Raw genomic sequence first — 22234 nt, 5'->3', positions numbered from 1 at the left:
GAGGATTCCAGATGGCAAGAAAATTACATGTCAAAACAGGCGATACCGTTCAGGTGATCTCCGGGAAGGATCTGGGGAAAACCGGAAAAGTTTTGGCTGTGGACCTCGACAGACGCCGCGTGAAGGTGGAAGGGGTCAACATCCAGACCAAACATAAAAAACCGACGCAGGCCATGCAGCAGGGCGGCATTGTGAAGCAGGAAGGCTTTATTGATGCGTCTAACGTTTTGCTTTATTCCGAAGAACTCGGCCGCGGCGTTCGCACCGGGATCAAAATGACGGAAGACGGCAAGAAGGTCCGCTACTGCAAGAAGACCGGCACGGTGCTTGATTAAGAGAGGAACTGACCATGACAAGAATGAAAGATAAATACTTGAACGAAACTGTTCCGGCTCTTAAGGAAAAATTTCAGTACAGCAATATCATGGATGTCCCGAAGCTCGTTAAGGTTGTTGTCAACATGGGCCTTGGCGACTGCAAGGACAACTCAAAGCTGCTCGATGCGGCCGTGGCTGATCTGGCAACGATCACCGGCCAGAAGCCGATCGTGCTCAAGGCGAAGAAATCCGTCGCGAACTTCAAAGTCCGTGAAGGTCAGAACGTCGGCGCCAAAGTCACCCTGCGCAGCGACAGAATGTATGAATTCTGCGACAAACTCTTCAACATTGCGCTGCCCCGCGTTCGCGACTTCCACGGTTTGTCCAATAACGCCTTCGACGGCCGCGGCAACTATGCTTTCGGCGTGAAAGAACAGCTGATCTTCCCGGAAATTGATTACGATCAGGTCGAACAGATCCGCGGGATGGACATTATGTTTGTGACGACGGCCAAGACAGACGAAGAAGCCCACGAATTACTGGCACAGCTTGGCTTGCCCTTTGAAAGATAGGAGAATCGTTCATGGCAAAAACATCGATGAAGGTCAAACAGCAGCGTCAACAGAAATATTCCACCAGAGAATATAATCGCTGCAGAATTTGCGGCAGACCCCATGCATACCTGAGAAAATACGGGATTTGCAGAATCTGCTTCCGAGAATTAGCCTATAAGGGTGAAATTCCTGGTGTCCGCAAAGCCAGCTGGTAAAATTCGCAATTACAAATAAAAGGAGGGACTTAGCATGTCAATGACTGATCCGATTGCAGATATGCTCACGAGAATCAGGAATGCAAACAATGCAGGTCATAAAACTGTTGAGATTCCAGCATCCAATGAAAAAAGAGCGATCTTGAAAATTCTGTTGGATGAAGGCTATATCAAAAAGACAGAAGAAATTGACAACGGCAACCAGGGCATTATCAAAGTCACCCTGAAATACGGGGAAGATAAGAGCAAGGTCATCGCCGGTTTAAAACGCATTTCCAAGCCGGGCCTGCGTATCTATGTCGGCAAAGAAGATGTGCCGAAGGTTTTAAATGGTCTGGGTGTGGCAGTGATGTCGACGTCTCAGGGCGTCATCACGGATAAAGCAGCAAGAAAAGCCGGCATTGGCGGCGAAGTGGTCTGCTACGTCTGGTAAAGGAGGAAAGCAAGATGTCAAGAGTTGGTAATGCTCCTGTTGTGATCCCCGAAGGCGTCGATATCCAAATCGATGGTCACGTTGTGGCCGTCAAGGGGCCGAAGGGCACCTTAACCCGGGAAATGCATCCGGATATGCAGCTGTCGATCGAGAACGGCGAACTGAAGGTCGAAAGGCCTTCGGAAGATAAATTCCACAAATCGCTTCACGGCATGACCAGAGCTTTGATCGCCAACATGGTGACAGGTGTCAGCCAGGGATTTGAAAAGGTACTGGAAATCAGCGGTGTCGGCTGGAGAGCCGAAAAGAAAGGCAATAAGCTCGTCATGAACCTCGGTTATTCCCACCCGGTTGAAATGGAAGATCCCGAAGGGATCGAAACCGCGATGGACGGCCAGACCAAAGTGATTGTCAGAGGGATCAGCAAGGAAGCCGTCGGCGCTTATGCGGCCAATATCCGCGCGAAGAGACCGCCTGAACCTTACAAGGGACATGGTATCAAGTACGCTGATGAACACATCAGACGTAAAGTCGGGAAGACCGGCTAATCGGCTTGACTGATTGAGGCCATATCCGAAAGGTAAGAGAAAGGATCATCAATGATTAAAAAGATCGATAAAAATAAATTACGTCTGAACAGACATAAACGCGTCCGCAGAAAAATCTCCGGAACTGCGGAACGTCCGCGTCTTTGTGTGTTTCGAAGCAACAAACACATCTATGCCCAGGTGATCGACGACGTCGCGGGCAATACCCTTGTCGCCTCCTCCACTTTGGATGCAGAGGTGAAAGAAGCTATCAGCCACGGCTCCGATAAAGCTGCTGCAAAAGCCGTCGGCGCATCCGTTGCCAAAAAAGCACTGGATGCCGGTATCAATAACGTTGTCTTCGATCGCGGAGGCTATATCTACACAGGAAGAGTCAAGGAATTGGCCGAAGCTGCTCGCGAAGCTGGCTTGAAATTCTAAGGAAGAGGTCTGTTAATGAAAAAAAATCTTATTGACGCGACTGGTCTGGAACTTCAGGACAGAGTCGTAGAAATCAACCGAGTCAGCAAGACCGTTAAAGGTGGCCGTAATATGCGTTTCAGCTGCTTGGTGGTGGTCGGCGACGGCAACGGACTCGTCGGCGTGGGCTCCGGCAAGGCGGTGGAAATTCCCGACGCGATCCGCAAGGGGATTGAAGCGGCGAAGAAGAATCTGATTCGCGTGCCCCTGCGCGGGACCACGATTCCGCACCAGGTCGTCGGTGCCGAAGGCGCTGGCCGCGTATTGCTCAAGCCGGCCGGCGAAGGGACCGGTGTGATTGCCGGCGGTCCGGTTCGTGCCGTCTGCGAATTGGCGGGGATCAAAGATATCCGCACCAAATGCCTGGGGACCAATAATCCGACTAACGTCGTGAATGCAGCCGTTGAAGGTCTTGGCCGTTTGACCACGGTTGAAGCCGTGGCGGCAAAACGCGGCAAGAAACCGGAAGAAATTCTGGGTTAGGAGGGAATCATGGCTAAGAAGTTAAACATTACTTTGAAAAAGAGCTTGATTGGCCGCAAGCAAAGACAGCGCGCAACCGTTAAAGCACTGGGGTTGCGCAAGATCGGTCATACCGTGACCCATGATGACACACCGCAGATCCGCGGCATGATTCACAAGGTCGACTTCATGGTCGATGTCGAAGAAGCGTAGGAGGTTTCGCATGAAATTAAATACATTAAGCCCGGCTGAAGGCTCCAGAAGAAACACCAAGCGCAAGGGCCGCGGGACCGCAACCGGCCAAGGGAAAACCGCCGGCCGCGGCCAGGACGGTCAGAAATCCCGTTCCGGCGGCGGCGTTCGCCTCGGGTTTGAAGGCGGCCAGATGCCGCTGTCCAGACGCCTGCCGAAGCGCGGCTTTTCGAACTATCATTTCAAGAAAGAATTTGCCATTGTCAATGTCGGCGATCTGAACGCCTTTGACGAAAACACCGTCGTCACGCCGGAGCTTTTGCTCGAATACGGCTTTGTCCGAAAACAGCTGGCCGGCATCAAGATTTTGGGCGAAGGAGAACTCACCAAAGCCCTGACGGTAAAAGCGAATAAAATCAGTAAATCTGCTGAAGAAAAAATACTTGCCTGCGGAGGGAAGGTTGAGGTGATCTAATGCTTTCTACTTTGAAGAATGCATGGAGCGTCCCGGAGCTGCGTCGTAAAATTGTGATGACGTTGCTCCTTCTTCTGGTGTATCGGCTCGGATCATTCATTCCCGTGCCCTACATCGATTCTCAGCAGCTGGCATCCTTGATTAACGATGGCGGCATTTTCGGCCTTTTTAACATCATTTCCGGCGGGAACTTTGGAAACTTCACGATCTTTGCCATGGGGATCACCCCCTACATCAACGCATCGATCATCATGAACCTGTTGGCCTTTGCCATTCCGGCGCTTGAAGCCCTTCAAAAGGAAGGAGAAGAAGGCCGCAAGAAGCTCGCCCAATACACCCGCTATCTGACAATCCTCCTGGCGATTGTCCAGGCGCTCGGGATGAGTTTATCCTATCGGAATCTTTTAGCAGAAAAAACAGCGTTCACTATTTTTGCGGTGGTCCTCATCGTCACGGCGGGAACGATTTTTCTGATGTATCTCGGCGAAAAGATTACGGAGATCGGCATTGGCAACGGGATCTCGCTGATCATCTTTATCAGCATCGTCTCTCGGATTCCCGATGCGATCGGCAGCATTTATCAGTATGTGCAAAATGGCACCATGAATGTGGTCTCGCTCATTCTACTTGTCATTTTTATCATCGCAGCGACCTTTGCTGTTGTGGCGGTGACGGAGGGGCAGCGCAAAATTCCGATTCAATACGCTAAGCGCGTGGTCGGCCGCAAAATGTACGGCGGGCAGAATACCCATATTCCGCTGCGCGTGAACATGGCCGGGGTCATCCCGATTATCTTTGCCAGTTCGCTCACGCTGCTGCCGGCGACGTTGGCTAACTTCTTCCCGAATTCGGGATTCAGCCAATGGGTCTCCAAGTATTTTGCCTGGGGCCAGCCGACCACGACGGTGATTTATGTCATCCTGACGGTGGCCTTCACCTATTTTTATACGGCGGTAACCTTTAATCCTTTCGATATTGCAGACAATATCAAAAAGCAGGGCGGCTATGTGCCGGGGATTCGCCCCGGAAAACCGACGGTGGATTATTTCACCCGGATCATGAACCGGCTGACGCTGTTCGGCGGAATTTTTTTGGCGGTCATTGCGATCATTCCGATTATTGTCGGCAATTTCATGGGCGGTGTCAACATGCAATTCGGCGGCACGAGTTTGCTTATCGTCGTCGGGGTTGCCCTCGAAACCGTCAAGCAACTGGAATCCCAGCTCACCATGCGCAATTATCAGGGATTTTTGAAATAAACAACCAAAACAATTTAATAAAATATGGAGAATAGGAGCGTAAAGAAAATGAGAATCGTATTATTGGGCCCTCCAGGTGCCGGCAAGGGAACGCAGGCGAAGAAAATCGCCGCAAAATACGGCATCGAACACATTTCAACCGGGGATTTGTTCAGAGATAACATTAAAAATAATACGGAACTGGGGCAAAAAGCAAAAGCCTATATGGATGCGGGGAAACTGGTGCCGGACGAGCTCGTCATCGCGCTGGTTGAAGACCGCATCACAAAGGAGGATTGTGCCGACGGCTATCTGCTCGACGGTTTCCCGAGAACGGTCGCCCAGGCCTCTGCGCTCTCCGCGTTTAATCAGAAAATCGGCAAGCCGCTCGACGTCGCCCTGAACATCGAGGTGCCCGAATCCAAACTTGTGGAACGGGTGGTCGGGCGCCGGGTGTGCCCGAAGTGCGGCGCCTCCTATCACGTTCATTTTAATCCGCCGAAGACAGACGATATCTGCGACAATGACGGCGAGACGCTGATGCAGCGGCCGGACGATTCCGAAGCGACCGTGCGCACGCGCCTGTCGGTTTACCATTTAGAAACGGCGCCGCTGATCGATTATTATCAGTGCAAACAGATTCTTGTGAACATCGACGGCGATCAGCCGATGGACGACGTGACCCGGGCCATTTTCTTTAAAATTGATCAAGCATCCTAACGATGCAATTTTTCATATCAGAGAATTGACAGACCAAGAAAGTGTGAAAGCATGATCAGCATTAAAAGTGCGAACGAAATTAAAAAAATGCGAGCTGCCGGGCGTCTGGTGGGGGAATGCCACAACATGCTGCGCGATAGGATCAAACCGGGCGTCACCACGATGCAGCTCAACGACATGGCCGAGAAATATTTTCGGGATGCCGGCGCGTATCCGACGTTTTTGGGCTACGGCGGGTTTCCGTATTCTATCTGCGCGTCGGTTAACGACGAAGTGGTGCACGGCTTCCCCGGCGATTATGCCCTAAAGGAAGGTGACATCATCGCCATTGATCTCGGCGCGACCCTCGACGGTTATGTCGGCGATGCGGCGCGGACCTGGGGCGTCGGTCAGATTTCTGATGAAGCGCAAAAGCTCATCGATGTGACCCGGGAATCTTTCTTTAAAGGCATTGCCCAGGCGCATGTCGGCAATCGGCTGTCCGATATCGGGCATGCGGTGCAGCTGCATGCAGAGGCCGCCGGCTTCTCGGTCGTTCGCGATTACGTTGGTCATGGCATCGGCCGAGAAATGCATGAGGATCCGCCGGTCCCGAACTACGGCAAACCGGGGCACGGGCCAAGGCTCGTCAAGGGGATGTGCCTGGCCATTGAGCCGATGGTGAACGTCGGCGGCTACGACGTGCACACCCTCGACAACGACTGGACCGTCGTCACCGACGACCATTCCCTCGCTGCTCATTATGAAAACACCATCACCATTACCGGTGACGGCGAACCCGAAATTCTGACGCTGGTCGATTAAGGTGAGCCATGAATCGCTGTGTCATCGGGCAGGTTGTCAGATCCAAAGCCGGACGCGATAAAAATCAATTCATGATCGTCGTCGGAATTCCCGATGACGATTATGTGCTGTTAAGTGATGGGGCATCGCGGAAAATCAGCCGGCCGAAAAAGAAAAAAATAAAACATATTGCGCCAACGCAGTCGATCGTGTATGATATACAAGTTAGATTAACGTCTGGCCAGAAAATTCAAAACGCCGAAATACGAAGATGGTTATCACCCTGGAATGGCGAAAGCACAGAGGATCAGAAAGAGGAGGTTTAATCTGTGGCGAAAAAAGATGTTATTGAGGTTAAAGGAAAAGTCGTCGAGGCTTTGCCGAACACGGTTTTTTTAGTTGAATTAGAAAACGGACATCAAGTCACAGCGCATATTTCCGGCAAACTTCGGATGAATTACATCCGCATCCTGCCCGGAGATGAAGTCAGCCTCGAACTCTCCCCCTATGATCTCGACCGGGGGCGTATTGTCTGGCGCGGCAAAGGCCGATCGTAATAAAGGAGTTTAAAATGAAAGTCAGAGCATCTGTGAAACCCATTTGCGAAAAATGTAAAGTCATCAAACGCCATGGCAAAGTCATGGTGATTTGTGAAAATCCGAAGCACAAACAAAAGCAAGGCTAAATTTTAGCCGTCCATTTATTTTTGTTAATAAGCGGTGGCCGCGGCAATTAATCACCGATTATTATAAATGAGGTTCGGACTGATTGCGGATTAATGCGAAGAAACTCGGATTAATCTTTCGGAGTCCGGCGGACATGGGCTGTGACTGTCACTTCAGCAGCTCAGATCATCATGTACATGATTTTAGGAGGTACAATTTATGGCAAGAATTGCCGGGGTTGACTTGCCGCGCAACAAGCGCGTCGAAGTCGGCTTGACTTATATCTACGGCATTGGAAGAAGCACTTCCAAGGAAATTTTAGCAGAACTGAAAATCGACCCGAACACCAGATGCAAAGACTTAACGGAAGACGAAGTTAATAGCCTGCGAAACATTTTGGACGAAAAGTACACCGTCGAAGGGGATCTTCGCAGAGAAGTCAACCTCAACATCAAGCGGCTGATTGAAATCGGCTCCTATCGCGGCTATCGTCATCGCCGCGGCCTGCCGGTCCGCGGTCAAAAGACGAAAACCAACGCCAGAACCCGCAAGGGTCCGAAAAGAACCGTCGGTCGCAGCAAGAAATAAGGAGGTTGAACTTTGGCTAAGAAAGCAGTCAGATCTAAAAAAAGAAAGATCAAAAAGAATATTGAACGCGGCCAGGTCCACATTCAGTCTTCTTTTAACAATACAATTGTTACCATTACTGATACGGCCGGCAATGCGCTGTCATGGGCATCCGCCGGCGAAATGGGATTCAGAGGCTCCAAGAAGAGCACGCCGTTTGCGGCTCAGATGGCCAGTGAGCAGGCGGCCAAGCTCGCGATGGAACACGGCCTGAGAAGCGTTGAAGTCAACGTTAAAGGCCCGGGATCCGGCCGCGAAGCAGCCATCCGCGCGCTGCAGGCTGCAGGTCTTGAGATCACCGTCATCCGCGACGTCACACCGATTCCGCACAACGGTTGCCGTCCGCCGAAACGCAGAAGAGTCTAATTGGAGGTTTTGAATTTATGGCAAGATACACAGAAGCAGCCTGCCGTCAATGCAGACGCGAAGGCATGAAACTTTATCTGAAAGGTGAAAGATGCTACGCCAAAGACAAATGCGCCTTTGACAAGCGGCCGACACCGCCGGGCGGCGCTCCGAAGCGCCGGGCGAAACTGTCGGAGTACGGTCTGCAACTTCGCGAAAAACAGAAGGTTAAACGTATTTACGGCGTCCTTGAAAAACAATTCAGACATTATTTTGACGTGGCTGAAAAACAGCAGGGCATTACCGGGGAAAATCTCCTGGCACTGCTGGAAACCCGTCTGGACAATGTGGTTTACCGCATGGGCATGGGGCAGTCCCGCAAAGAAGCACGTCAGCTCGTGCTGCATGGCCATTTTCTCGTCAATGGGGCGAAGGTCAACGTCGCGTCTTATCAATTAAAGGCCGGCGATATGATCTCTGTTGCAGACAAGAGTAAAAAATCGGCTAAATTCAAAGAAGTTGTCGAATCGACCGAAAATCGAGCCATCGTTCCGTGGCTGGAAGCAGATCTTGAAAAACTCAGTGGCAAAGTCATTGGCAAACCTTCTCGTGAAGATATTGACATTGAAATTGCCGAACATCTTATCGTCGAATTGTACTCGAAGTAAGATCGGGGTATTGTTTGAATGGCCAACCCTCGCGTAGTGGAAGATTGATTGATTTTAGGAGGGTATCGATTTTATGATCGAATTTGAAAAACCGTTTATTAAGTTAGTTGATAGATCTGAAGATAATACCTACGGAAAATTTACGGTCGAACCTCTGGAAAGGGGCTACGGAACAACTTTAGGCAATAGTTTGCGCCGCATCATGCTGTCGTCTCTGCCCGGGGTGGCGATCACTACGGTGAAGATCGACGGAGTGCTGCACGAATTTTCGACGATTCCCGGCATCAAGGAAGACGTCATCGAGATTCTGCTCAACCTTAAGGGCTTGTGTGCCGTGATGCACACCGACGAACTGCAAACCGTGCGGATCGAGGCCAAAGGAGCGGGGGAAGTCACCGCCGGCGACATCATCGTCGGTCCGGAGGTGGAAATTCTCAATCCGGACATGCACATCTGCACGATGGCAAGCGATGCCGAACTGACCATGGAGATGGCGCTTGAAACCGGCAGAGGCTACAGACCTTCCGAAAAAAATAAGCACGATGGCATGCCCATTGGCACCTTGCCGATGGATTCCATCTTTTCGCCCATCCGCAAGGTGATCTTCCGCGTGGAAGATACCCGCGTGGGGCAGGTGACGGATTTTGACAAATTGACGCTCGAAATCTGGACGGACGGCACCACGTCGCCGGAAGAAGCGCTGTCGCTGTCCGCCAAGGTGATGAACGACCATCTGCGCCTGTTCATCGACCTGACCGAAGAAGCGGGGGCGGTTGAGACCATCGTCGAAAAGGAAGAAACCGAGCGGGAACGCATCCGTGAAATGTCCATCGAAGAGCTGGAACTTTCCGTGCGCTCCAGCAACTGTCTCAGACGCGCAAACATTGATACAGTAGAAAAACTGACGCAAAAGACTGAAGAAGACATGATGAAGGTGCGCAACCTTGGCCGCAAATCGCTGAACGAAATCAAGCACAAGCTGGCCGAAATGGGCTTGTCTTTGAGTCAGGAAGATAAAACGAAGGAGTAGATTAGATGGCTGGTTATAGAAAATTAGGACGCACCAGTGCGCAAAGAAAAGCCATGCTCAGAAATCTGACCACGTCGCTTCTGGAAAAAGGCCGCATCGAAACGACGCTGACCCGTGCGAAGGAAGTCAGAAGAATGGCAGAAAGAATGGTGACTTTGGGCAAAAAAGGTGATTTGAACGCCAGAAGAAAAGCGCTGGCATACATTACCAAAGAAGATGTGGTAACACATCTGTTTGAAGAAATCACACCGAAATACGAAGAACGCCAGGGCGGATACACCCGCATTTACAAAGTGGGGCCCCGCCGCGGGGACGCCGCGGAGGTGGCGATCATCGAATTGGTCTAAGCCAAACAGTCAATCGGGGAGCCGAGCCGGAAGGTTCGGCTTCTTTTTTTGCAAAATCCCGTGCAGAACGGCCGTAATGCGATATAATAGAAGCCAATCATTTCTTTTGGAGCAAAGCATGGAAAAACAATCAATCGATCATATTATAGAGGTGGCGCACGTGAGCTACGCTTATCCGGCAGAGGAAGGGGAAGCGCCCCATGTGGCGCTGACCGACGTTTCTTTTGCCATCGAGCGCGGAGAGTTTGTCGGCATCATCGGCCACAACGGCTCGGGCAAGTCGACGTTGTCGAAGTTGCTCAACGCGATTATCCTGCCGGATGCCGGCGACGTGCGCATCAAGGGGATGAGCACCCGGGACGAGAAAAAAATCTGGGACATTCGCCGGTCGGCGGGGATGGTGTTCCAGAATCCGGATAATCAGCTGGTTTCCTCTGTGGTGGAGACCGATGTGGCCTTCGGAATGGAAAATCTCGGCGTGCCCTCGGAGCAGATCCGCAAAAAGGTGGACGAGGTGCTGGGGATTGTCGGCATGCGGGACCACCGCCGGGCGAAGCCCCATCAACTGTCCGGCGGGCAGAAGCAGCGCGTCGCCATCGCCGGCATCCTTGCCATGGAGCCGGAGTGCATCGTCTTTGACGAGCCGACGGCCATGCTCGACCCCAACGGCCGCAAAGAGGTGATGGCTACCATCAAGCGGCTCAACCGGGAAAAGGGCATGACGGTGCTGCACATCACCCATTACATGGCCGAACTGGTAGATGCGGATCGGATTATCGTGATGGACGAGGGCCAGAAAATCATGGAGGGTCCGCCTCGGGAAGTGTTTGCCCGAGTGGAGGGGCTCAAGAAAATCGGTCTGGACGTGCCGCCGATGACCGAGTTAGCTCACGGGCTGCGGGCCGACGGCTTTGACGTGCCGGCGGATGTGTTAAAAATTGACGAAATGGTGGACGCTTTATGTCGGTAAAAATCGAACATTTGGAACATATTTACGCCCAGGGATCGCCCTTTGCTTTTAAAGCGCTGGACGATGTGACGGTCACCTTGGACAGCGGGGCTTTCATCGCCCTTATCGGGCACACCGGCTCCGGCAAGTCCACGCTGATTCAGCACCTCAACGGGCTGCTCACGCCCACAGCCGGCACGGTGTATCTCGGCGATAAAGATGTCTTTGCCCAGAACAAAAAGGATCTGATTGCGCTGCGCCATTCGGTGGGGCTGGTCTTCCAGTATCCGGAGCACCAACTCTTTGAGGAAACCGTGGCCAAGGATGTGGCCTTTGGGCCTAAAAATCTCAAAATTCCCGAGGATGAGATTCCCCGGCGGGTGCGCGGGGCCATCGAGATGGTGGGACTGGACTACGACGCTGTGGCGGAAAAATCCCCCTTTGAGCTTTCCGGCGGGCAGATGCGCCGGGTGGCCATCGCCGGGGTGCTGGCCATGCAGCCCGAAGTGCTCATCCTGGATGAGCCCACGGCGGGCCTCGATCCTCGAGGACGGGACGAAATCCTCGATCAGATTGCAAGACTCCACGATGCGACCCGCAACACGGTGATTCTCGTCTCCCACAGTATGGAGGACGTCGGGCGCTACGCGGACAAGATCCTTGTGATGCACCGGGGCAAAGCGGTTTATTACGACACGCCGGTCGAGGTGTTTAAACACATCGAGGAACTGGAGCGCATCGGGCTGGCTGTGCCCCAGGTGAAATACCTGATGTGCGCCCTCAAACAAAAATACCCGGAAATTGACGAGGATATTTTCACGGTGGATGCCGCCCGGGCGGAAATCAATCGCGTGCTGGGAGGTGAGCGCCGTGTTTAAGGACATCACCCTCGGCCAGTACTATCCGGCGGATTCGGTGATCCACCGCCTGGATCCGCGGACGAAAATCCTCTTCACCCTGGCTTATATCGTGCTGCTTTTCGTCGTGAACAACCTCTACGGCTACGCGCTGGCGGCGGCGTTTCTCGTTACCGTCATCGTTCTGTCCAAAATCCCAATGGGCTATGTGCTCAAGGGATTGCGTCCGCTGATTTTCATCATCGTGCTGACCCTGGTGCTCAACATGTTCATGACGCCAGGCCGCGCCGTGACGGCCTGGGGGCCGCTGCACATTACCCAAGAGGGAATTCGTGTATCGGTTTATATGGCCATCCGGCTGATTCTCTTGGTGACCGGAACCAGCGTGATGACCCTGGCCACCGCGCCGATGGATCTGACCGACGGCATGGAGGCCTGCATGAAGCGGGTGCCAATTTTGAAGCGCTTTGCCCATGAGCTTGCGATGATGATGTCTATCGCGCTGCGTTTTATCCCGACGCTGATGGAAGAGACGGACAAGATCATGAAAGCCCAGAAGGCCCGGGGCGCCGATTTTGAAACCGGCAATCTCATCGACCGGGGCAAGGCCTTGATTCCGGTGCTGGTGCCGTTATTTGTCTCGGCCTTTCGCCGGGCCGACGAGCTGGCCACGGCCATGGAAGCCCGCTGCTATCGCGGCGGAAGCGGCCGCACCCGGATGTATGAGCTGGCCTATACCCGCGCCGACACTTGGGCCTATCTGATGCTGGCCGTGCTGGCCGGGCTGCTCGCCGCCTCCCGGTGGCTCACCTGGCCGCTGCCCTTTCCCTTTAGTTGATGCCATGCGCAACATCGCTTTAGTGATCGCCTACAAGGGCACGCGTTATGCTGGGTGGCAGCGCCAGCAAAACGCCGTGAGCATCGAAGAAACCATCGGAGACGCCATCGCGGCGGTGACCGGCGAGCGGGTGACGCTCTATGGGGCCGGCCGCACCGATGCCGGGGTGCATGCCCGGGGCCAGCGAGCCAATTTCAAAACGGGTGCGCGGATGCCGGCGGATCGCTTCGCCCCGGCGCTCAACGCCCATTTGCCCCGAGACATTCGCATTCAAGAGAGCTTTGAAGTGCCGGCGGCTTTTCACAGCCGCTACGGTGCCAAAGAAAAGACCTACTGCTACCGGGTGTGGGCCGCGCCGGTGGCCGATCCGCTGACGGACGATTTTTGCTGGCACGTGCGTTTTCCGCTGGATGTGGCCGCAATGCGCCGGGGGGCAAACCCCCTCGTCGGCACCAATGATTTTAAAACCTTCATGGCCTCGGGCAGCGGGGCCAAAACCACCGTGCGCCGCATCGACGCCATCCGGATTGAGCGAAAAGGCCGGATGATTGCTTTCACCTTTTGCGGGGACGGCTTTCTCTACAATATGGTGCGCATCATCGCCGGGACCCTCGTCGAGATGGGCAGCGGCCGACGGGATCCGGACACGATGGCGGCCATTCTCGCGGCGAAAGACCGCACGATCGCCGGAGCGACGGCCCCGGCCCGGGGGCTGACCCTGGAGGCGGTGCGCTATGAGCGGGCGGCGGACGCCTTGAGCTTAATAAAAAATTAAAATGAAATAAGCGTTTGGATGAAAAAGCATGAAAACGGATAAATTATGGTGTGTTCGGTTGTGGCCTCGCCGGAAAAACACACAGCTTTGCGGAGGCGAAGGATGAGCAACAAGCGATATGAAATCATTCTGAAGCTGCTTCAGGAGAACGGCCGGGTCTCTTCTCTGGCGCTGGCGGAGCGGTTCGGCGTTTCGATGGAAACCATCCGCCGGGATCTGCAGTTTCTCGAAAAGGAAGGCCGCCTAACGCGCGTTCACGGCGGTGCGCTGGCGAAAAGTCAAACGGGCATCGAGCCGAACTATCGCATTCGGGAAGTGAAAAACCTCGGGGAGAAGCAGCGGATTGCAGCGGCGGCGGCCGAATTGGTGGCGGACGGCGAGACCTTGATGATTGACGTTGGCACCACGACGTTGGAGCTGGCCAGAGCGCTGCGCCTCAAAAACAATCTGACGGTGATCACCAATGCGATTCCCGTGGTGCTTGCGCTGGAGGAAAATCCCTCCGCGCGCGTCTTGATGCTGGGCGGCACGGTGCGCAGCGGCGAGCTGTCGAGTGCCGGTCCCTTTGCCGAGCAGATGGCGGACGCCTTCAGCGTGGATAAGGTTTTTCTGGGGATCGGCGGCATCGACCTTGCGAAAGGCATCACCGATTATCACATGGCCGAGGCTAATTTGCGGCGGCATTTTATTCAGTTGGGCGATAAAGTGATCGGTTTGGCGGATTACAGCAAGTTCGGCGTCGCGGCGCTCAACCGAATCTGCGAGGTGAAGGCGCTAGACTATCTGGTGACTGACAGCCGCACGCCGCCTCGGATGCTGGCCAAACTTAAGCAGCTGGGCGTGGTCCCGATCGTTGCCGATTAAATTTGGGGGAAACGAATCTCTTGTTCATCAAGGGGTTCTTTTTTTGTGGTTTAAAGTTGGAATTTATGGAATAAACACATAAAAAACAAGAAATAAGGGGTGATAAACAAAATTGACACACAAAACCCACGGTGATAAATTGAAAACAATTAAAAACAAGATTGAAGATTAGGGAGGGAGAATCAGAAGAAGAAAGGTAAATGCCGATAAATTTTGTGGTGATGTGGTGATAATGGAAAGATTGATAAGGAGATACGAAATGGATAGTTTAAATTTGCAGCGAAAAGGGAAGTATTTCGCATTAATCGGATGTACTTTGATGCTATCAATTGTATATATGTCTTTGACATCGTGGTCAGTAGCTGTCAATGAGTTGGCTAAGACTTTTAATTTATCGACATCACAGATACAGGCCGGGTCTTCGATGTTGATTGCCGGATATGTTATTGGCGGATTTGTTGAAGGTAAATGGATTGCAAAATATGGATGGCGGAAAGTTTTTTCAATGGTAATATGGTCTTTTATTGTTGCATCTGTGCTCATTCCATTTGTAGGTAATTACTATATTATTTTGGGTTTACGTTTTATACAAGGATGGGGATGCATGGTAGGGCTTACTTGTGCCGTCGTTAGTTCTTGGTTCCCGACAAAAGAAAGAGCGTTGGCGATTGGAATTTTATTGGGAGCTATTGGCCTGGGATCGGCTCTTGGTGGATATGTCAGCGGCATTTTGACACCAATGATCGGTTGGAAGATGACATTTATTGTTATTTCTGCTTTAGCGTTAATTGGCGCAATTGTCTTTTATTTAATGGTTGGTGTGGCACCGCCTCTGGAAGAAGAGGTGTCTGGTCAGCAAGAGACAAAAAGTGATCATCTTAATATTTACAGAGAGCCAGCACTATGGTTATTGGGATTATCGACACTTTGTTGTTTCTTTAATTGTTATGGCATGTATGCATATTTAGCAGAATACTTATACACCCTAAAATATACAGCGGCACAGGTAGGAACCATTGTTTTTATAAATGGTTTGATTGCGGTTTTATCGACCCCCCTGGTCGGGTGGATATCCGATAAAATGGTTGAGAAAAAAGGCGCCTTAAAAGCCCGAACTTGGGCAAATACCTGGCCCGCATTATTTGTAGGGTTTATCGGATGTGTGTTAATGCCGCATTTAGCCCCGCTTTGTATGGGGACAGCTATTTTGGCGGCCTTGATTGCAGGATGGGGGATTCCAGCGACCAACGGACCGGGATTCTCATTGCCGGCTGATTTATTTGGGAGTGCAGCTTCGGGATCAGGAGTAGGATTAGTGCTGCTGATTGCAGGAGCTGGAGGGATCATCGCACCAATTTTAGTCCCCTGGATTTCAGGGAAAATTGGATGGAGGATAGGTTGGTACATTACAGCGCTGCCAGCTCTGATAGGAATGTTTATTAATATGTATTTGGGTAATTATAAATTCAAGAATGAAAAAAGCGAAAAGAAGGAGCAAAGATGAACGAATATGTATTAGCTTATGATTGTGGGACAACTTCCGTTAAGACAGTTGTCATCAGTGATAAAAGCAAAGTGATTTGTGATGCACGGGCAGATTATGCTTTGACACAATTACATCCAGGATGGGCTGAACAAGATCCTGAAGAGCTTTGGCAAGCGATTTGCAGAACGACAAAAGAAGCACTTTTAAAAGCTGATATTTCAGCAGAGCAGGTTATTGGCATGGTTTTCGCAGCACCTTGGAAAAATATTATTCCCATTGATAAAGATGGAAATGTTTTACGAGAAAGTATTATTTGGATGGATGCAAGGGCAACCGATCAGGCAGAGCGACTCAATCAAAAATTGGGGTTTTTTGTTGGAACTGGACAGGAGTATTGGCCGAGACTTATGTGGGTGAAAGAAAATGAACCCGAAATTTGGAAAAAATCAAAATACATATTTGGATTAAATACATATTTTAAATGGCGCGCAACAGGGAAAATTGTGACAGAACCATCAGATGATTTTATTCATTCTTCAAATGTTGAATTACAAAAGAAATATGAGACCATTCTAGAAGGGGCCGGATTAGACGAAGATTTAGATAAGTTTCCGCAAAGTTTTCCTGCCACCCAAAAAGTTGGGGAAACGACTTATCAATCGGCAAATGAATTAGGGCTTGTTCCTGGCATTCCGGTCTTTGGCGGCTTTGGAGATTTGCCTGCCATTACGGTAGGGACAGGATGCTGTCAAAAGGGAATGATGCACATTTATTTTGGAACATCTTCATGGTTGGTTGAAATGAAGACAAAACGATATGAAAATTACTCGCCTCAGTGGTTTACTTTTGATGAGAATATGGAAGGGGCAATGTTTAGTCTTCAAACGGGATGCTTGGCTTTTGATTGGGCGGTAGAACAGTTTTATCATGCAGAAAGACAGCTTTTGGGAACGAAGATTTTTGAATTTGTCAACGAAGATATTAAATCAATTCCAGCTGGCAGTAGAAATTTAATAGCTACGCATTGGCTAAATGGAGAGTTACCGCCCCTTGCTAAAAACGCTAAGGCCGTTTTTTTCAATTTGACAGCGGCTCATGACAGGCGCCATATTATCCATGCCGTGATGGAAAGTGTGTGCTATACACATCGCAGATATTTAGATATTTATGAAAAAGCAAATCATAAAAAACCAAAGAGCATTCGTGTAGTGGGAGGCGGTGCCGTTAGTGATCTATGGATGCAAATGTTGGCCGATATTCTTGGGATCTCGGTAGAAGTTCCTGAAAGTCCAAGATATACAGGCGCAATGGGGGCATACTATTGTGCAATGGTTGGGCTTAAGCGGATTGATGATTACAATGCAATTTATGACACTGTTAGGATTGAGAAAGAATTTACTCCCAATTCAGCTAATGCTGAAATTTATAAAAAACTGTATGATATTTATCTCGATCTATACCCAGCTTTAAAAAATGTTTATATTGCGATTAATGGGGAGTATTGATTAATTGGAGAAATTATTATGAAAATAGGGATTGCAGAATTTCATCAAGAAACGAATTCATTTAATCCGGTTCACAGTATATTAGCAGATTTTGAACTATTTGGGATTCATGAGAGAGAGGAAATGATTGCGCGTGTTGATAAAGACAGCGCATTAAAAGGGATCATTGATACTTTAGAGGATGACGGCGCAAAGATTGTTCCGACAGAAAGAATGTGGGCCATTGCCGGTGGACCGGTTGAAGGAAGCGTTGTAGATGATTTTAAAAGAACAGTTATTTCAATTTTAAAGGAGCAATTGCCATTGGATGGTGTGTGCCTCTCCCTTCACGGCGCAACACAATCTACCGATTCAGATGATGTTTCAGGAGATCTACTTACAGCAATACGTGAACTTGTTGGGAATAAAACGGTGATCTGCGCCTCTTTGGATTTACACGCGAATATCACCAGTAGAATGATGCAGGCATCGGATTGCTTGTGTGGTTACTTAACATATCCACACGTTGATTTTTATCAAACGGGTGTAAGAGCAGCCAAGCATTGTCTGCGATTGATAAAGGATCCGAAATCAGAAAGGATGAACCGGGTGGCTGTCCCAATGATTGTTCCTGCCAGTGGCTTCACCACACAATCAGGTCCTTTTGCTGCGTTAATGCGAAAAGGCAGAGAAATGGTTGACAAAGGCGATTTAAGTGATTTTTCTGTTTTTTTAATGCAGCCGTGGTTAGATGTCCCCAGTGAAGGGTCATCGATATTAACGATCACGCCAAACGGGGATAATCATTTGGCCATTCAATTAGCCGAAGAATTGGTGCCAATTCGACATGAAATGAAGCCACAATTGATATCGGCCGAAGAGATAATTGAGCTTTCATCAAAAAATGATTCAGGGAAACCCGTAGTTCTTGTGGATGCAGCAGATTCGCCGAATGCAGGGGCCAGTGGAGACAGTGCCTATGTGTTGGAAAAAATTTTATCTGGAAATATGCCACTTAAAGCAGCAATTGCGTTAAGTGATGCTCCTGCCGCTGAAAAGGCATTTAAAATTGGAGTGGGGCACACTGCAGATTTCAATATTGGCGGAACGATAAATACTGTTTTTTCAAAACCCGTTCAAGTGGAAGCATACGTTCAGTCGCTTCATGATGGTACGTACATTCAAGAAGGACCTGCAAAACGAGGCCTGACCCATCGTTGTGGGAAAACGGCAGTGCTGAAAGTCAGAGATATAGATATAATTGTAACGAGTCATCTGTTAGGACCAGGCGATATGCAAGTTTTTCGGCATTTTGGAATTGAACCTACATTTTATCAAATGGTTGTTGTTAAGGCATGTACTTCTTTTCGAGCCGGTTATGAGCCGATTGCGGAGAAAATAATAGATGCGGCAACACCGGGGGCGGCCAATGCGAATCTCCCGATATTACCTTATCAAAAGCTATCCCGGAAGTTTTATCCTTTTTCGGAAATAGAGAAAAAAGATATTACAATCTTCAATCGAGAAAATTAAAATGAGCCAAAGGGTTGGAACCGCCGAAAAAGATGCGATCTAAACCTTTATATCCGTTTGAAATATTGACTAAGGAGCAGTATCACATGCAGAAAGCAGATTATGTCGTGATCGGCGCCGGAGCGGTCGGCTGCGCGATTGCCCGGGAATTATCGAAATATGAAGTCAGCGTGATCGTGGTGGACAAGCGGGACGACGTCGGCGGCGACGCCTCCAAATCCAACAGCGCCATCATCCACACCGGATATGACGCCAAACCCGGCACCCTGGAATCCCAATTGGTGGTGGCGGCCAACCCGATGTACGATCAGCTGACAAAGGATCTGGACGTGCCCTTTAGGCGCATCGGGGCGATTTTGCCGGCGGTGACGGACGAACAATTCGAGCAGCTGCCGGCCGTCAAGCAAAAGGCCTTCGACAACCGCGTCTACGATGTGGAATACCTCTCGGCGCAGGAATTGCGCGAGATGGAGCCCAACTTGAATCCAGAGGTTAAAGGCGGGCTGTTCATCCCCAGAGAAAGCATCATCGATCCGTTCATTCTGGTGCAGGCCCTGGCGGAAAATGCCTGCGCCAACGGCGTGGCCTTCATGCTCGAGACCGAGGTAACCGATATTGAAGTGGTCGGCGGCGCAGTGCGCAAAGTGATCACCACCCGCGGCGACATCGAAGCCGGCTGCGTGATCAACGCGGCGGCGCTGCACTGCGACGACATCGCGGCCATGGTCGGCAAGGCGGACTACAAAGCCGTGCCGCGGCGGGGACAGTTTTTCATCCTGGACAAAAACACCGATACCCAGGTGGAGCACATCGTGCTGCCGATTCCGACCAAGGTCACCAAGGGCAAGCTGATGACGCCGACGATTCACGGCAATATGCTCGTCGGGCCGACGGCGGAGGATCTCGACGACAAGGAAAACACGGCCACCACCACCGCAGGCCTCGACAGCATCGCCGCGGATGTCAAGCGGCTGGTGCCGAAGGTCAACCTGCGGGATGCGATCACCGAATACAGCGGGCTGCGGCCCAACCGCAACCCCGAAGGGCTTCATGTGGATACTTGGGAGGACCTCGACGGCTACGTCAATCTTTCCGGCGTGCGCTCCACGGGACTGACGCTGTCGGTGTCGATGGGCAAATACGTGGTGGAACGCATCCGCCAGACGGGCAGGCCCCTGACCTTAAAGGACAACTTCATCCGCGCCCGGGAAGGCATTCCGCGCTTCCGCGAGCTGGGCACCGAGGAAAGAGAAGCCCTGGTGGCGGCCGACCCGCGATACGAGCAGATCATCTGCCGCTGCGAAACCGTCACCGAAGGGGAAATTGTCAACGCCATTCACAGGCCTCTGGGCGCGAGAACCATGGACGCCGTCAAGCGGCGGGTGCGCGCGGGCATGGGGCGCTGCCAAAGCGGTTTTTGCGGGCCGCGGGTCATGGCGATTCTTGCCAGAGAGCTGCAGGTGCCGGAAGAAGCGATCAACAAGAATCTCGCGGGATCCTATATGGTGACGGGATCCGTTAAATAAGGGGGCATAGACATGTACGAAATCAAATGTGATGTTGCGATCATCGGCGGCGGGCCGGCCGGCCTTTCGGCGGCGGTGGCGGCCAAAAAGGAAGGCGCACAGGATGTGCTCATCGTCGAGCGCGACGACGCGCTGGGCGGCATCCTTCAGCAATGCATTCATCCGGGGTTCGGGCTGAATTATTTCAAGGAAGAGCTGACCGGCCCGGAATACGCCGGCCGCTTTGAAGACGAAGCGCGGGCATTGGGCGTTAAGGCGCTGTTAAACACCATGGTGCTGGAGATGGATCCCGAGGCGGGGCAGATCCTTTGCGTCAGCCGGGAAAACGGCATGACCCGAATCGACGCCGGCAGCATCGTGCTGGCCATGGGCTGCCGGGAAAGAACTCGGGGCGCTATTCAAACGCCGGGCACCAGACCTTCGGGCATTTATACCGCGGGGACGGCACAGCGCCTGGTCAACCGGGAAAACGAAATGGTCGGGCGCAATGTCGTCATCCTCGGCTCCGGGGACATCGGCATGATCATGGCCCGGCGCATGACCCTCGAAGGGGCGAAGGTGTTGGCCGTGGTGGAAATCATGAATTATCTGGCCGGGCTCACCCGCAACAAGGTGCAATGTCTGGACGACTTCGGCATTCCGCTGATGCTCTCCCACACCGTCACGGACATCAAGGGCTATCGCCGGATTGAAGGAGTGACCGTCGCCGGGGTGGGCGCCGATAAAAAACCCATTCCCGGCACGGAGACCGAAATCCCCTGCGACACGCTGTTGCTTTCCGTCGGGCTGATTCCCGAAAACGAGCTGACCCGCAAGGCGGCCGTCGCCATGTCGCCGGTGACGAACGGGCCGCTGGTCAATCAATACATGCAAACCTCCTGCGCGCGGGTTTTTGCCTGCGGCAACGTGGTGCACGTCAACGATCTGGTGGATAACGTCACGGACGAAAGCGCCCGGGCCGGGCGGGCGGCTGCCCGCTTTGCGCTGGGGACGCTTCCGGCGGCGGCGCAGGTGATGACGGCCGTCACGGGCAACAACGTGCGCTATCTTTGCCCCCACCGAGTGGCGGTCGGCGATGAAAGCGAAAGGGTTTCGCTCTTCTTCCGGGTGCTCGCGCCGGCATTGGATGTGACCATCCGCGCGAAAAGCGGCGACACGGTGATTGCCAAGCGCAAGGCCAAACGGGTCAATCCCGGAGAAATGGAAAAGATCGCCATCGACACCGGGCGCCTGAGCGACGGCCCGCTGACGGTCGAAGTGGTGAAGGAGGCATAAGCGATGAAAAAGGAAATTATCTGCACGGTCTGTCCGATGGGCTGTCGCATGGCGGTGACCGGCGAAGGCGATCGGATCGACAGTGTTGAAGGCAACGGCTGCAAGCGTGGTTTCACCTATGCTCAAGCGGAGTTTGCCCATCCCGTCCGCATTCTGACCTCGACGGTCAAAACCGGAGATCCGGCGGCGCCGCTGATGCCGGTGCGTTCCAGCAAACCGGTGCCCAAGGAAAAGATGACGGAGATCATGGCAGCTATCCGCGAAGTCAGACTTTTACAATCCGTCCGGCGCTACGATGTGATCCTGCCCGATGTCTGCGGCACGGGGGTCGATATCGTCGCGACGGGGCAAAGCCGCCATTGAGCCATTCGAAAACTGTTTCCCCTTAAGCCCTGCGTTACGAGCAGGGCTTTTTGATGTGCCTAAAAGAAATAGCGACTGTGCGGCGAGAATTTTGATGGAAAATTCCAAAAAATCATTTGCAAAGCACGTATCTTTATACTAAAATATTAAACGGACTTTACTGTGCCGGTTAGCCCCAGGTGCAGGGTGTGGCTTCGATAATTTTC

30 protein-coding genes are annotated in these 22234 nt (G+C 51.9%); all 30 read left to right on the top strand.

Features of this window, described 5'->3' with window-relative positions; genetic code table 11:
• Positions 1–11 precede the first annotated feature (11 nt).
• A complete protein-coding gene (gene rplX, locus V3C63_RS05840; RefSeq protein ID WP_329886869.1) occupies positions 12–335 on the top strand; it encodes a 50S ribosomal protein L24 in 324 nt (107 codons plus the stop codon).
• 14 nt (positions 336–349) lie between these two features.
• On the top strand, positions 350–889 hold the full coding sequence (gene rplE, locus V3C63_RS05835; RefSeq protein WP_329886868.1) for a 50S ribosomal protein L5: 540 nt from the start codon (positions 350–352) through the stop codon (positions 887–889).
• A gap of 11 nt (positions 890–900) precedes the next feature.
• Complete coding sequence (locus V3C63_RS05830) at positions 901–1086, top strand: type Z 30S ribosomal protein S14 (RefSeq protein WP_329886867.1); 186 nt, start codon at positions 901–903, stop codon at positions 1084–1086.
• A gap of 34 nt (positions 1087–1120) precedes the next feature.
• Positions 1121–1519 carry a 30S ribosomal protein S8 gene (gene rpsH, locus V3C63_RS05825; RefSeq protein ID WP_006598919.1) on the top strand — a complete coding sequence of 133 codons (399 nt, stop codon included), beginning with the start codon at positions 1121–1123 and terminating at the stop codon, positions 1517–1519.
• Between the two features lie 14 nt (positions 1520–1533).
• Positions 1534–2067, top strand: coding sequence for a 50S ribosomal protein L6 (gene rplF, locus V3C63_RS05820; protein WP_329886866.1), 534 nt, complete (start codon positions 1534–1536; stop codon positions 2065–2067).
• A 51-nt stretch (positions 2068–2118) separates the two neighbouring features.
• Positions 2119–2487, top strand: a complete 369-nt coding sequence (gene rplR / locus V3C63_RS05815) for a 50S ribosomal protein L18 (protein ID WP_329886865.1) — start codon at positions 2119–2121, stop codon at positions 2485–2487.
• Between the two features lie 15 nt (positions 2488–2502).
• A complete protein-coding gene (gene rpsE, locus V3C63_RS05810; RefSeq protein ID WP_329886864.1) occupies positions 2503–3009 on the top strand; it encodes a 30S ribosomal protein S5 in 507 nt (168 codons plus the stop codon).
• Between the two features lie 9 nt (positions 3010–3018).
• A complete protein-coding gene (rpmD, locus tag V3C63_RS05805; protein ID WP_329886863.1) occupies positions 3019–3201 on the top strand; it encodes a 50S ribosomal protein L30 in 183 nt (60 codons plus the stop codon).
• Positions 3202–3211: 10 nt separating this feature from the next.
• Positions 3212–3655: a 50S ribosomal protein L15 gene (gene rplO / locus V3C63_RS05800; RefSeq protein ID WP_006598914.1), complete on the top strand. Its 444-nt coding sequence runs from the start codon at positions 3212–3214 to the stop codon at positions 3653–3655.
• Positions 3655–4914, top strand: a complete 1260-nt coding sequence (gene secY / locus V3C63_RS05795) for a preprotein translocase subunit SecY (protein ID WP_329886862.1) — start codon at positions 3655–3657, stop codon at positions 4912–4914. Before rplO ends, secY begins: the two co-directional genes overlap by 1 nt.
• 48 nt (positions 4915–4962) lie before the next feature.
• Entirely contained in the window at positions 4963–5613 is a 651-nt protein-coding gene (locus V3C63_RS05790) for an adenylate kinase (RefSeq protein ID WP_329886861.1), read from the top strand.
• 51 nt (positions 5614–5664) lie between these two features.
• Complete coding sequence (gene map / locus V3C63_RS05785) at positions 5665–6417, top strand: type I methionyl aminopeptidase (protein WP_329886860.1); 753 nt, start codon at positions 5665–5667, stop codon at positions 6415–6417.
• 308 nt (positions 6418–6725) lie between these two features.
• Positions 6726–6953, top strand: coding sequence for a translation initiation factor IF-1 (gene infA, locus V3C63_RS05780; RefSeq protein WP_006598909.1), 228 nt, complete (start codon positions 6726–6728; stop codon positions 6951–6953).
• A gap of 14 nt (positions 6954–6967) precedes the next feature.
• Complete coding sequence (gene rpmJ / locus V3C63_RS05775; protein ID WP_006598908.1) at positions 6968–7081, top strand: 50S ribosomal protein L36; 114 nt, start codon at positions 6968–6970, stop codon at positions 7079–7081.
• Positions 7082–7280: 199 nt separating this feature from the next.
• A complete protein-coding gene (rpsM, locus tag V3C63_RS05770; protein ID WP_006598907.1) occupies positions 7281–7649 on the top strand; it encodes a 30S ribosomal protein S13 in 369 nt (122 codons plus the stop codon).
• 12 nt (positions 7650–7661) lie between these two features.
• A complete protein-coding gene (rpsK, locus tag V3C63_RS05765; RefSeq protein ID WP_006598906.1) occupies positions 7662–8054 on the top strand; it encodes a 30S ribosomal protein S11 in 393 nt (130 codons plus the stop codon).
• 17 nt (positions 8055–8071) lie between these two features.
• Positions 8072–8701 (top strand): 30S ribosomal protein S4, encoded by a 630-nt coding sequence (rpsD, locus tag V3C63_RS05760; RefSeq protein WP_329886859.1) that lies wholly within the window; start codon positions 8072–8074, stop codon positions 8699–8701.
• Between the two features lie 73 nt (positions 8702–8774).
• Positions 8775–9731, top strand: coding sequence for a DNA-directed RNA polymerase subunit alpha (locus V3C63_RS05755; RefSeq protein ID WP_329886858.1), 957 nt, complete (start codon positions 8775–8777; stop codon positions 9729–9731).
• A 5-nt stretch (positions 9732–9736) separates the two neighbouring features.
• Positions 9737–10078 carry a 50S ribosomal protein L17 gene (gene rplQ, locus V3C63_RS05750; RefSeq protein WP_329886857.1) on the top strand — a complete coding sequence of 114 codons (342 nt, stop codon included), beginning with the start codon at positions 9737–9739 and terminating at the stop codon, positions 10076–10078.
• A 118-nt stretch (positions 10079–10196) separates the two neighbouring features.
• Positions 10197–11048 (top strand): energy-coupling factor transporter ATPase, encoded by an 852-nt coding sequence (locus V3C63_RS05745; protein ID WP_329886856.1) that lies wholly within the window; start codon positions 10197–10199, stop codon positions 11046–11048.
• On the top strand, positions 11039–11905 hold the full coding sequence (locus tag V3C63_RS05740) for an energy-coupling factor transporter ATPase (protein WP_329886855.1): 867 nt from the start codon (positions 11039–11041) through the stop codon (positions 11903–11905). Before V3C63_RS05745 ends, V3C63_RS05740 begins: the two co-directional genes overlap by 10 nt.
• On the top strand, positions 11898–12722 hold the full coding sequence (locus tag V3C63_RS05735) for an energy-coupling factor transporter transmembrane component T family protein (protein ID WP_329886854.1): 825 nt from the start codon (positions 11898–11900) through the stop codon (positions 12720–12722). The genes V3C63_RS05740 and V3C63_RS05735 overlap by 8 nt, the downstream gene beginning before the upstream one ends.
• A gap of 4 nt (positions 12723–12726) precedes the next feature.
• On the top strand, positions 12727–13497 hold the full coding sequence (gene truA, locus V3C63_RS05730; protein WP_329886853.1) for a tRNA pseudouridine(38-40) synthase TruA: 771 nt from the start codon (positions 12727–12729) through the stop codon (positions 13495–13497).
• A gap of 102 nt (positions 13498–13599) precedes the next feature.
• Positions 13600–14361, top strand: a complete 762-nt coding sequence (locus V3C63_RS05725; RefSeq protein WP_329886852.1) for a DeoR/GlpR family DNA-binding transcription regulator — start codon at positions 13600–13602, stop codon at positions 14359–14361.
• A gap of 259 nt (positions 14362–14620) precedes the next feature.
• Positions 14621–15865 carry an MFS transporter gene (locus tag V3C63_RS05720; protein ID WP_329886851.1) on the top strand — a complete coding sequence of 415 codons (1245 nt, stop codon included), beginning with the start codon at positions 14621–14623 and terminating at the stop codon, positions 15863–15865.
• Positions 15862–17352 carry a xylulokinase gene (locus V3C63_RS05715; RefSeq protein ID WP_329886850.1) on the top strand — a complete coding sequence of 497 codons (1491 nt, stop codon included), beginning with the start codon at positions 15862–15864 and terminating at the stop codon, positions 17350–17352. Before V3C63_RS05720 ends, V3C63_RS05715 begins: the two co-directional genes overlap by 4 nt.
• 18 nt (positions 17353–17370) lie before the next feature.
• Entirely contained in the window at positions 17371–18864 is a 1494-nt protein-coding gene (locus tag V3C63_RS05710) for a M81 family metallopeptidase (RefSeq protein ID WP_329886849.1), read from the top strand.
• Positions 18865–18950: 86 nt separating this feature from the next.
• On the top strand, positions 18951–20390 hold the full coding sequence (locus V3C63_RS05705; protein ID WP_329886848.1) for an NAD(P)/FAD-dependent oxidoreductase: 1440 nt from the start codon (positions 18951–18953) through the stop codon (positions 20388–20390).
• A gap of 12 nt (positions 20391–20402) precedes the next feature.
• Positions 20403–21665, top strand: a complete 1263-nt coding sequence (locus tag V3C63_RS05700) for an NAD(P)/FAD-dependent oxidoreductase (RefSeq protein WP_329886847.1) — start codon at positions 20403–20405, stop codon at positions 21663–21665.
• Positions 21666–21815: 150 nt separating this feature from the next.
• Positions 21816–22028 carry a DUF1667 domain-containing protein gene (locus V3C63_RS11795; protein ID WP_425355358.1) on the top strand — a complete coding sequence of 71 codons (213 nt, stop codon included), beginning with the start codon at positions 21816–21818 and terminating at the stop codon, positions 22026–22028.
• Positions 22029–22234 lie beyond the last annotated feature (206 nt).

Source organism: Pseudoramibacter faecis, from assembly GCF_036289405.1.
Lineage (GTDB): Bacteria > Bacillota > Clostridia > Eubacteriales > Eubacteriaceae > Pseudoramibacter > Pseudoramibacter faecis.
The sequence above is the reverse complement of the archived record's forward strand: the minus strand, read 5'-3'. Positions and strand labels throughout refer to the sequence as shown.

Excerpts from the sequence above, each read along its gene's own strand:
- V3C63_RS05745 (WP_329886856.1), top strand. The coding sequence starts at position 10,197 with ATGGAAAAACAATCAATCGATCATATTATAGAGGTGGCGCACGTGAGC.
- rplQ (WP_329886857.1), top strand. The coding sequence starts at position 9,737 with ATGGCTGGTTATAGAAAATTAGGACGCACCAGTGCGCAAAGAAAAGCC.
- V3C63_RS05715 (WP_329886850.1), top strand. The coding sequence starts at position 15,862 with ATGAACGAATATGTATTAGCTTATGATTGTGGGACAACTTCCGTTAAG.
- V3C63_RS05740 (WP_329886855.1), top strand. The coding sequence starts at position 11,039 with ATGTCGGTAAAAATCGAACATTTGGAACATATTTACGCCCAGGGATCG.
- rplE (WP_329886868.1), top strand. The coding sequence starts at position 350 with ATGACAAGAATGAAAGATAAATACTTGAACGAAACTGTTCCGGCTCTT.
- rpsH (WP_006598919.1), top strand. The coding sequence starts at position 1,121 with ATGTCAATGACTGATCCGATTGCAGATATGCTCACGAGAATCAGGAAT.
- rpsE (WP_329886864.1), top strand. The coding sequence starts at position 2,503 with ATGAAAAAAAATCTTATTGACGCGACTGGTCTGGAACTTCAGGACAGA.
- rpsM (WP_006598907.1), top strand. The coding sequence starts at position 7,281 with ATGGCAAGAATTGCCGGGGTTGACTTGCCGCGCAACAAGCGCGTCGAA.
- V3C63_RS05725 (WP_329886852.1), top strand. The coding sequence starts at position 13,600 with ATGAGCAACAAGCGATATGAAATCATTCTGAAGCTGCTTCAGGAGAAC.
- rpmJ (WP_006598908.1), top strand. The coding sequence starts at position 6,968 with ATGAAAGTCAGAGCATCTGTGAAACCCATTTGCGAAAAATGTAAAGTC.
- V3C63_RS05755 (WP_329886858.1), top strand. The coding sequence starts at position 8,775 with ATGATCGAATTTGAAAAACCGTTTATTAAGTTAGTTGATAGATCTGAA.
- V3C63_RS05700 (WP_329886847.1), top strand. The coding sequence starts at position 20,403 with ATGTACGAAATCAAATGTGATGTTGCGATCATCGGCGGCGGGCCGGCC.
- rplX (WP_329886869.1), top strand. The coding sequence starts at position 12 with ATGGCAAGAAAATTACATGTCAAAACAGGCGATACCGTTCAGGTGATC.
- V3C63_RS05790 (WP_329886861.1), top strand. The coding sequence starts at position 4,963 with ATGAGAATCGTATTATTGGGCCCTCCAGGTGCCGGCAAGGGAACGCAG.
- V3C63_RS05705 (WP_329886848.1), top strand. The coding sequence starts at position 18,951 with ATGCAGAAAGCAGATTATGTCGTGATCGGCGCCGGAGCGGTCGGCTGC.
- V3C63_RS05830 (WP_329886867.1), top strand. The coding sequence starts at position 901 with ATGGCAAAAACATCGATGAAGGTCAAACAGCAGCGTCAACAGAAATAT.
- V3C63_RS05710 (WP_329886849.1), top strand. The coding sequence starts at position 17,371 with ATGAAAATAGGGATTGCAGAATTTCATCAAGAAACGAATTCATTTAAT.
- V3C63_RS05720 (WP_329886851.1), top strand. The coding sequence starts at position 14,621 with ATGGATAGTTTAAATTTGCAGCGAAAAGGGAAGTATTTCGCATTAATC.
- truA (WP_329886853.1), top strand. The coding sequence starts at position 12,727 with ATGCGCAACATCGCTTTAGTGATCGCCTACAAGGGCACGCGTTATGCT.
- rpsD (WP_329886859.1), top strand. The coding sequence starts at position 8,072 with ATGGCAAGATACACAGAAGCAGCCTGCCGTCAATGCAGACGCGAAGGC.
- map (WP_329886860.1), top strand. The coding sequence starts at position 5,665 with ATGATCAGCATTAAAAGTGCGAACGAAATTAAAAAAATGCGAGCTGCC.
- rplF (WP_329886866.1), top strand. The coding sequence starts at position 1,534 with ATGTCAAGAGTTGGTAATGCTCCTGTTGTGATCCCCGAAGGCGTCGAT.
- rplR (WP_329886865.1), top strand. The coding sequence starts at position 2,119 with ATGATTAAAAAGATCGATAAAAATAAATTACGTCTGAACAGACATAAA.
- rplO (WP_006598914.1), top strand. The coding sequence starts at position 3,212 with ATGAAATTAAATACATTAAGCCCGGCTGAAGGCTCCAGAAGAAACACC.
- secY (WP_329886862.1), top strand. The coding sequence starts at position 3,655 with ATGCTTTCTACTTTGAAGAATGCATGGAGCGTCCCGGAGCTGCGTCGT.
- rpmD (WP_329886863.1), top strand. The coding sequence starts at position 3,019 with ATGGCTAAGAAGTTAAACATTACTTTGAAAAAGAGCTTGATTGGCCGC.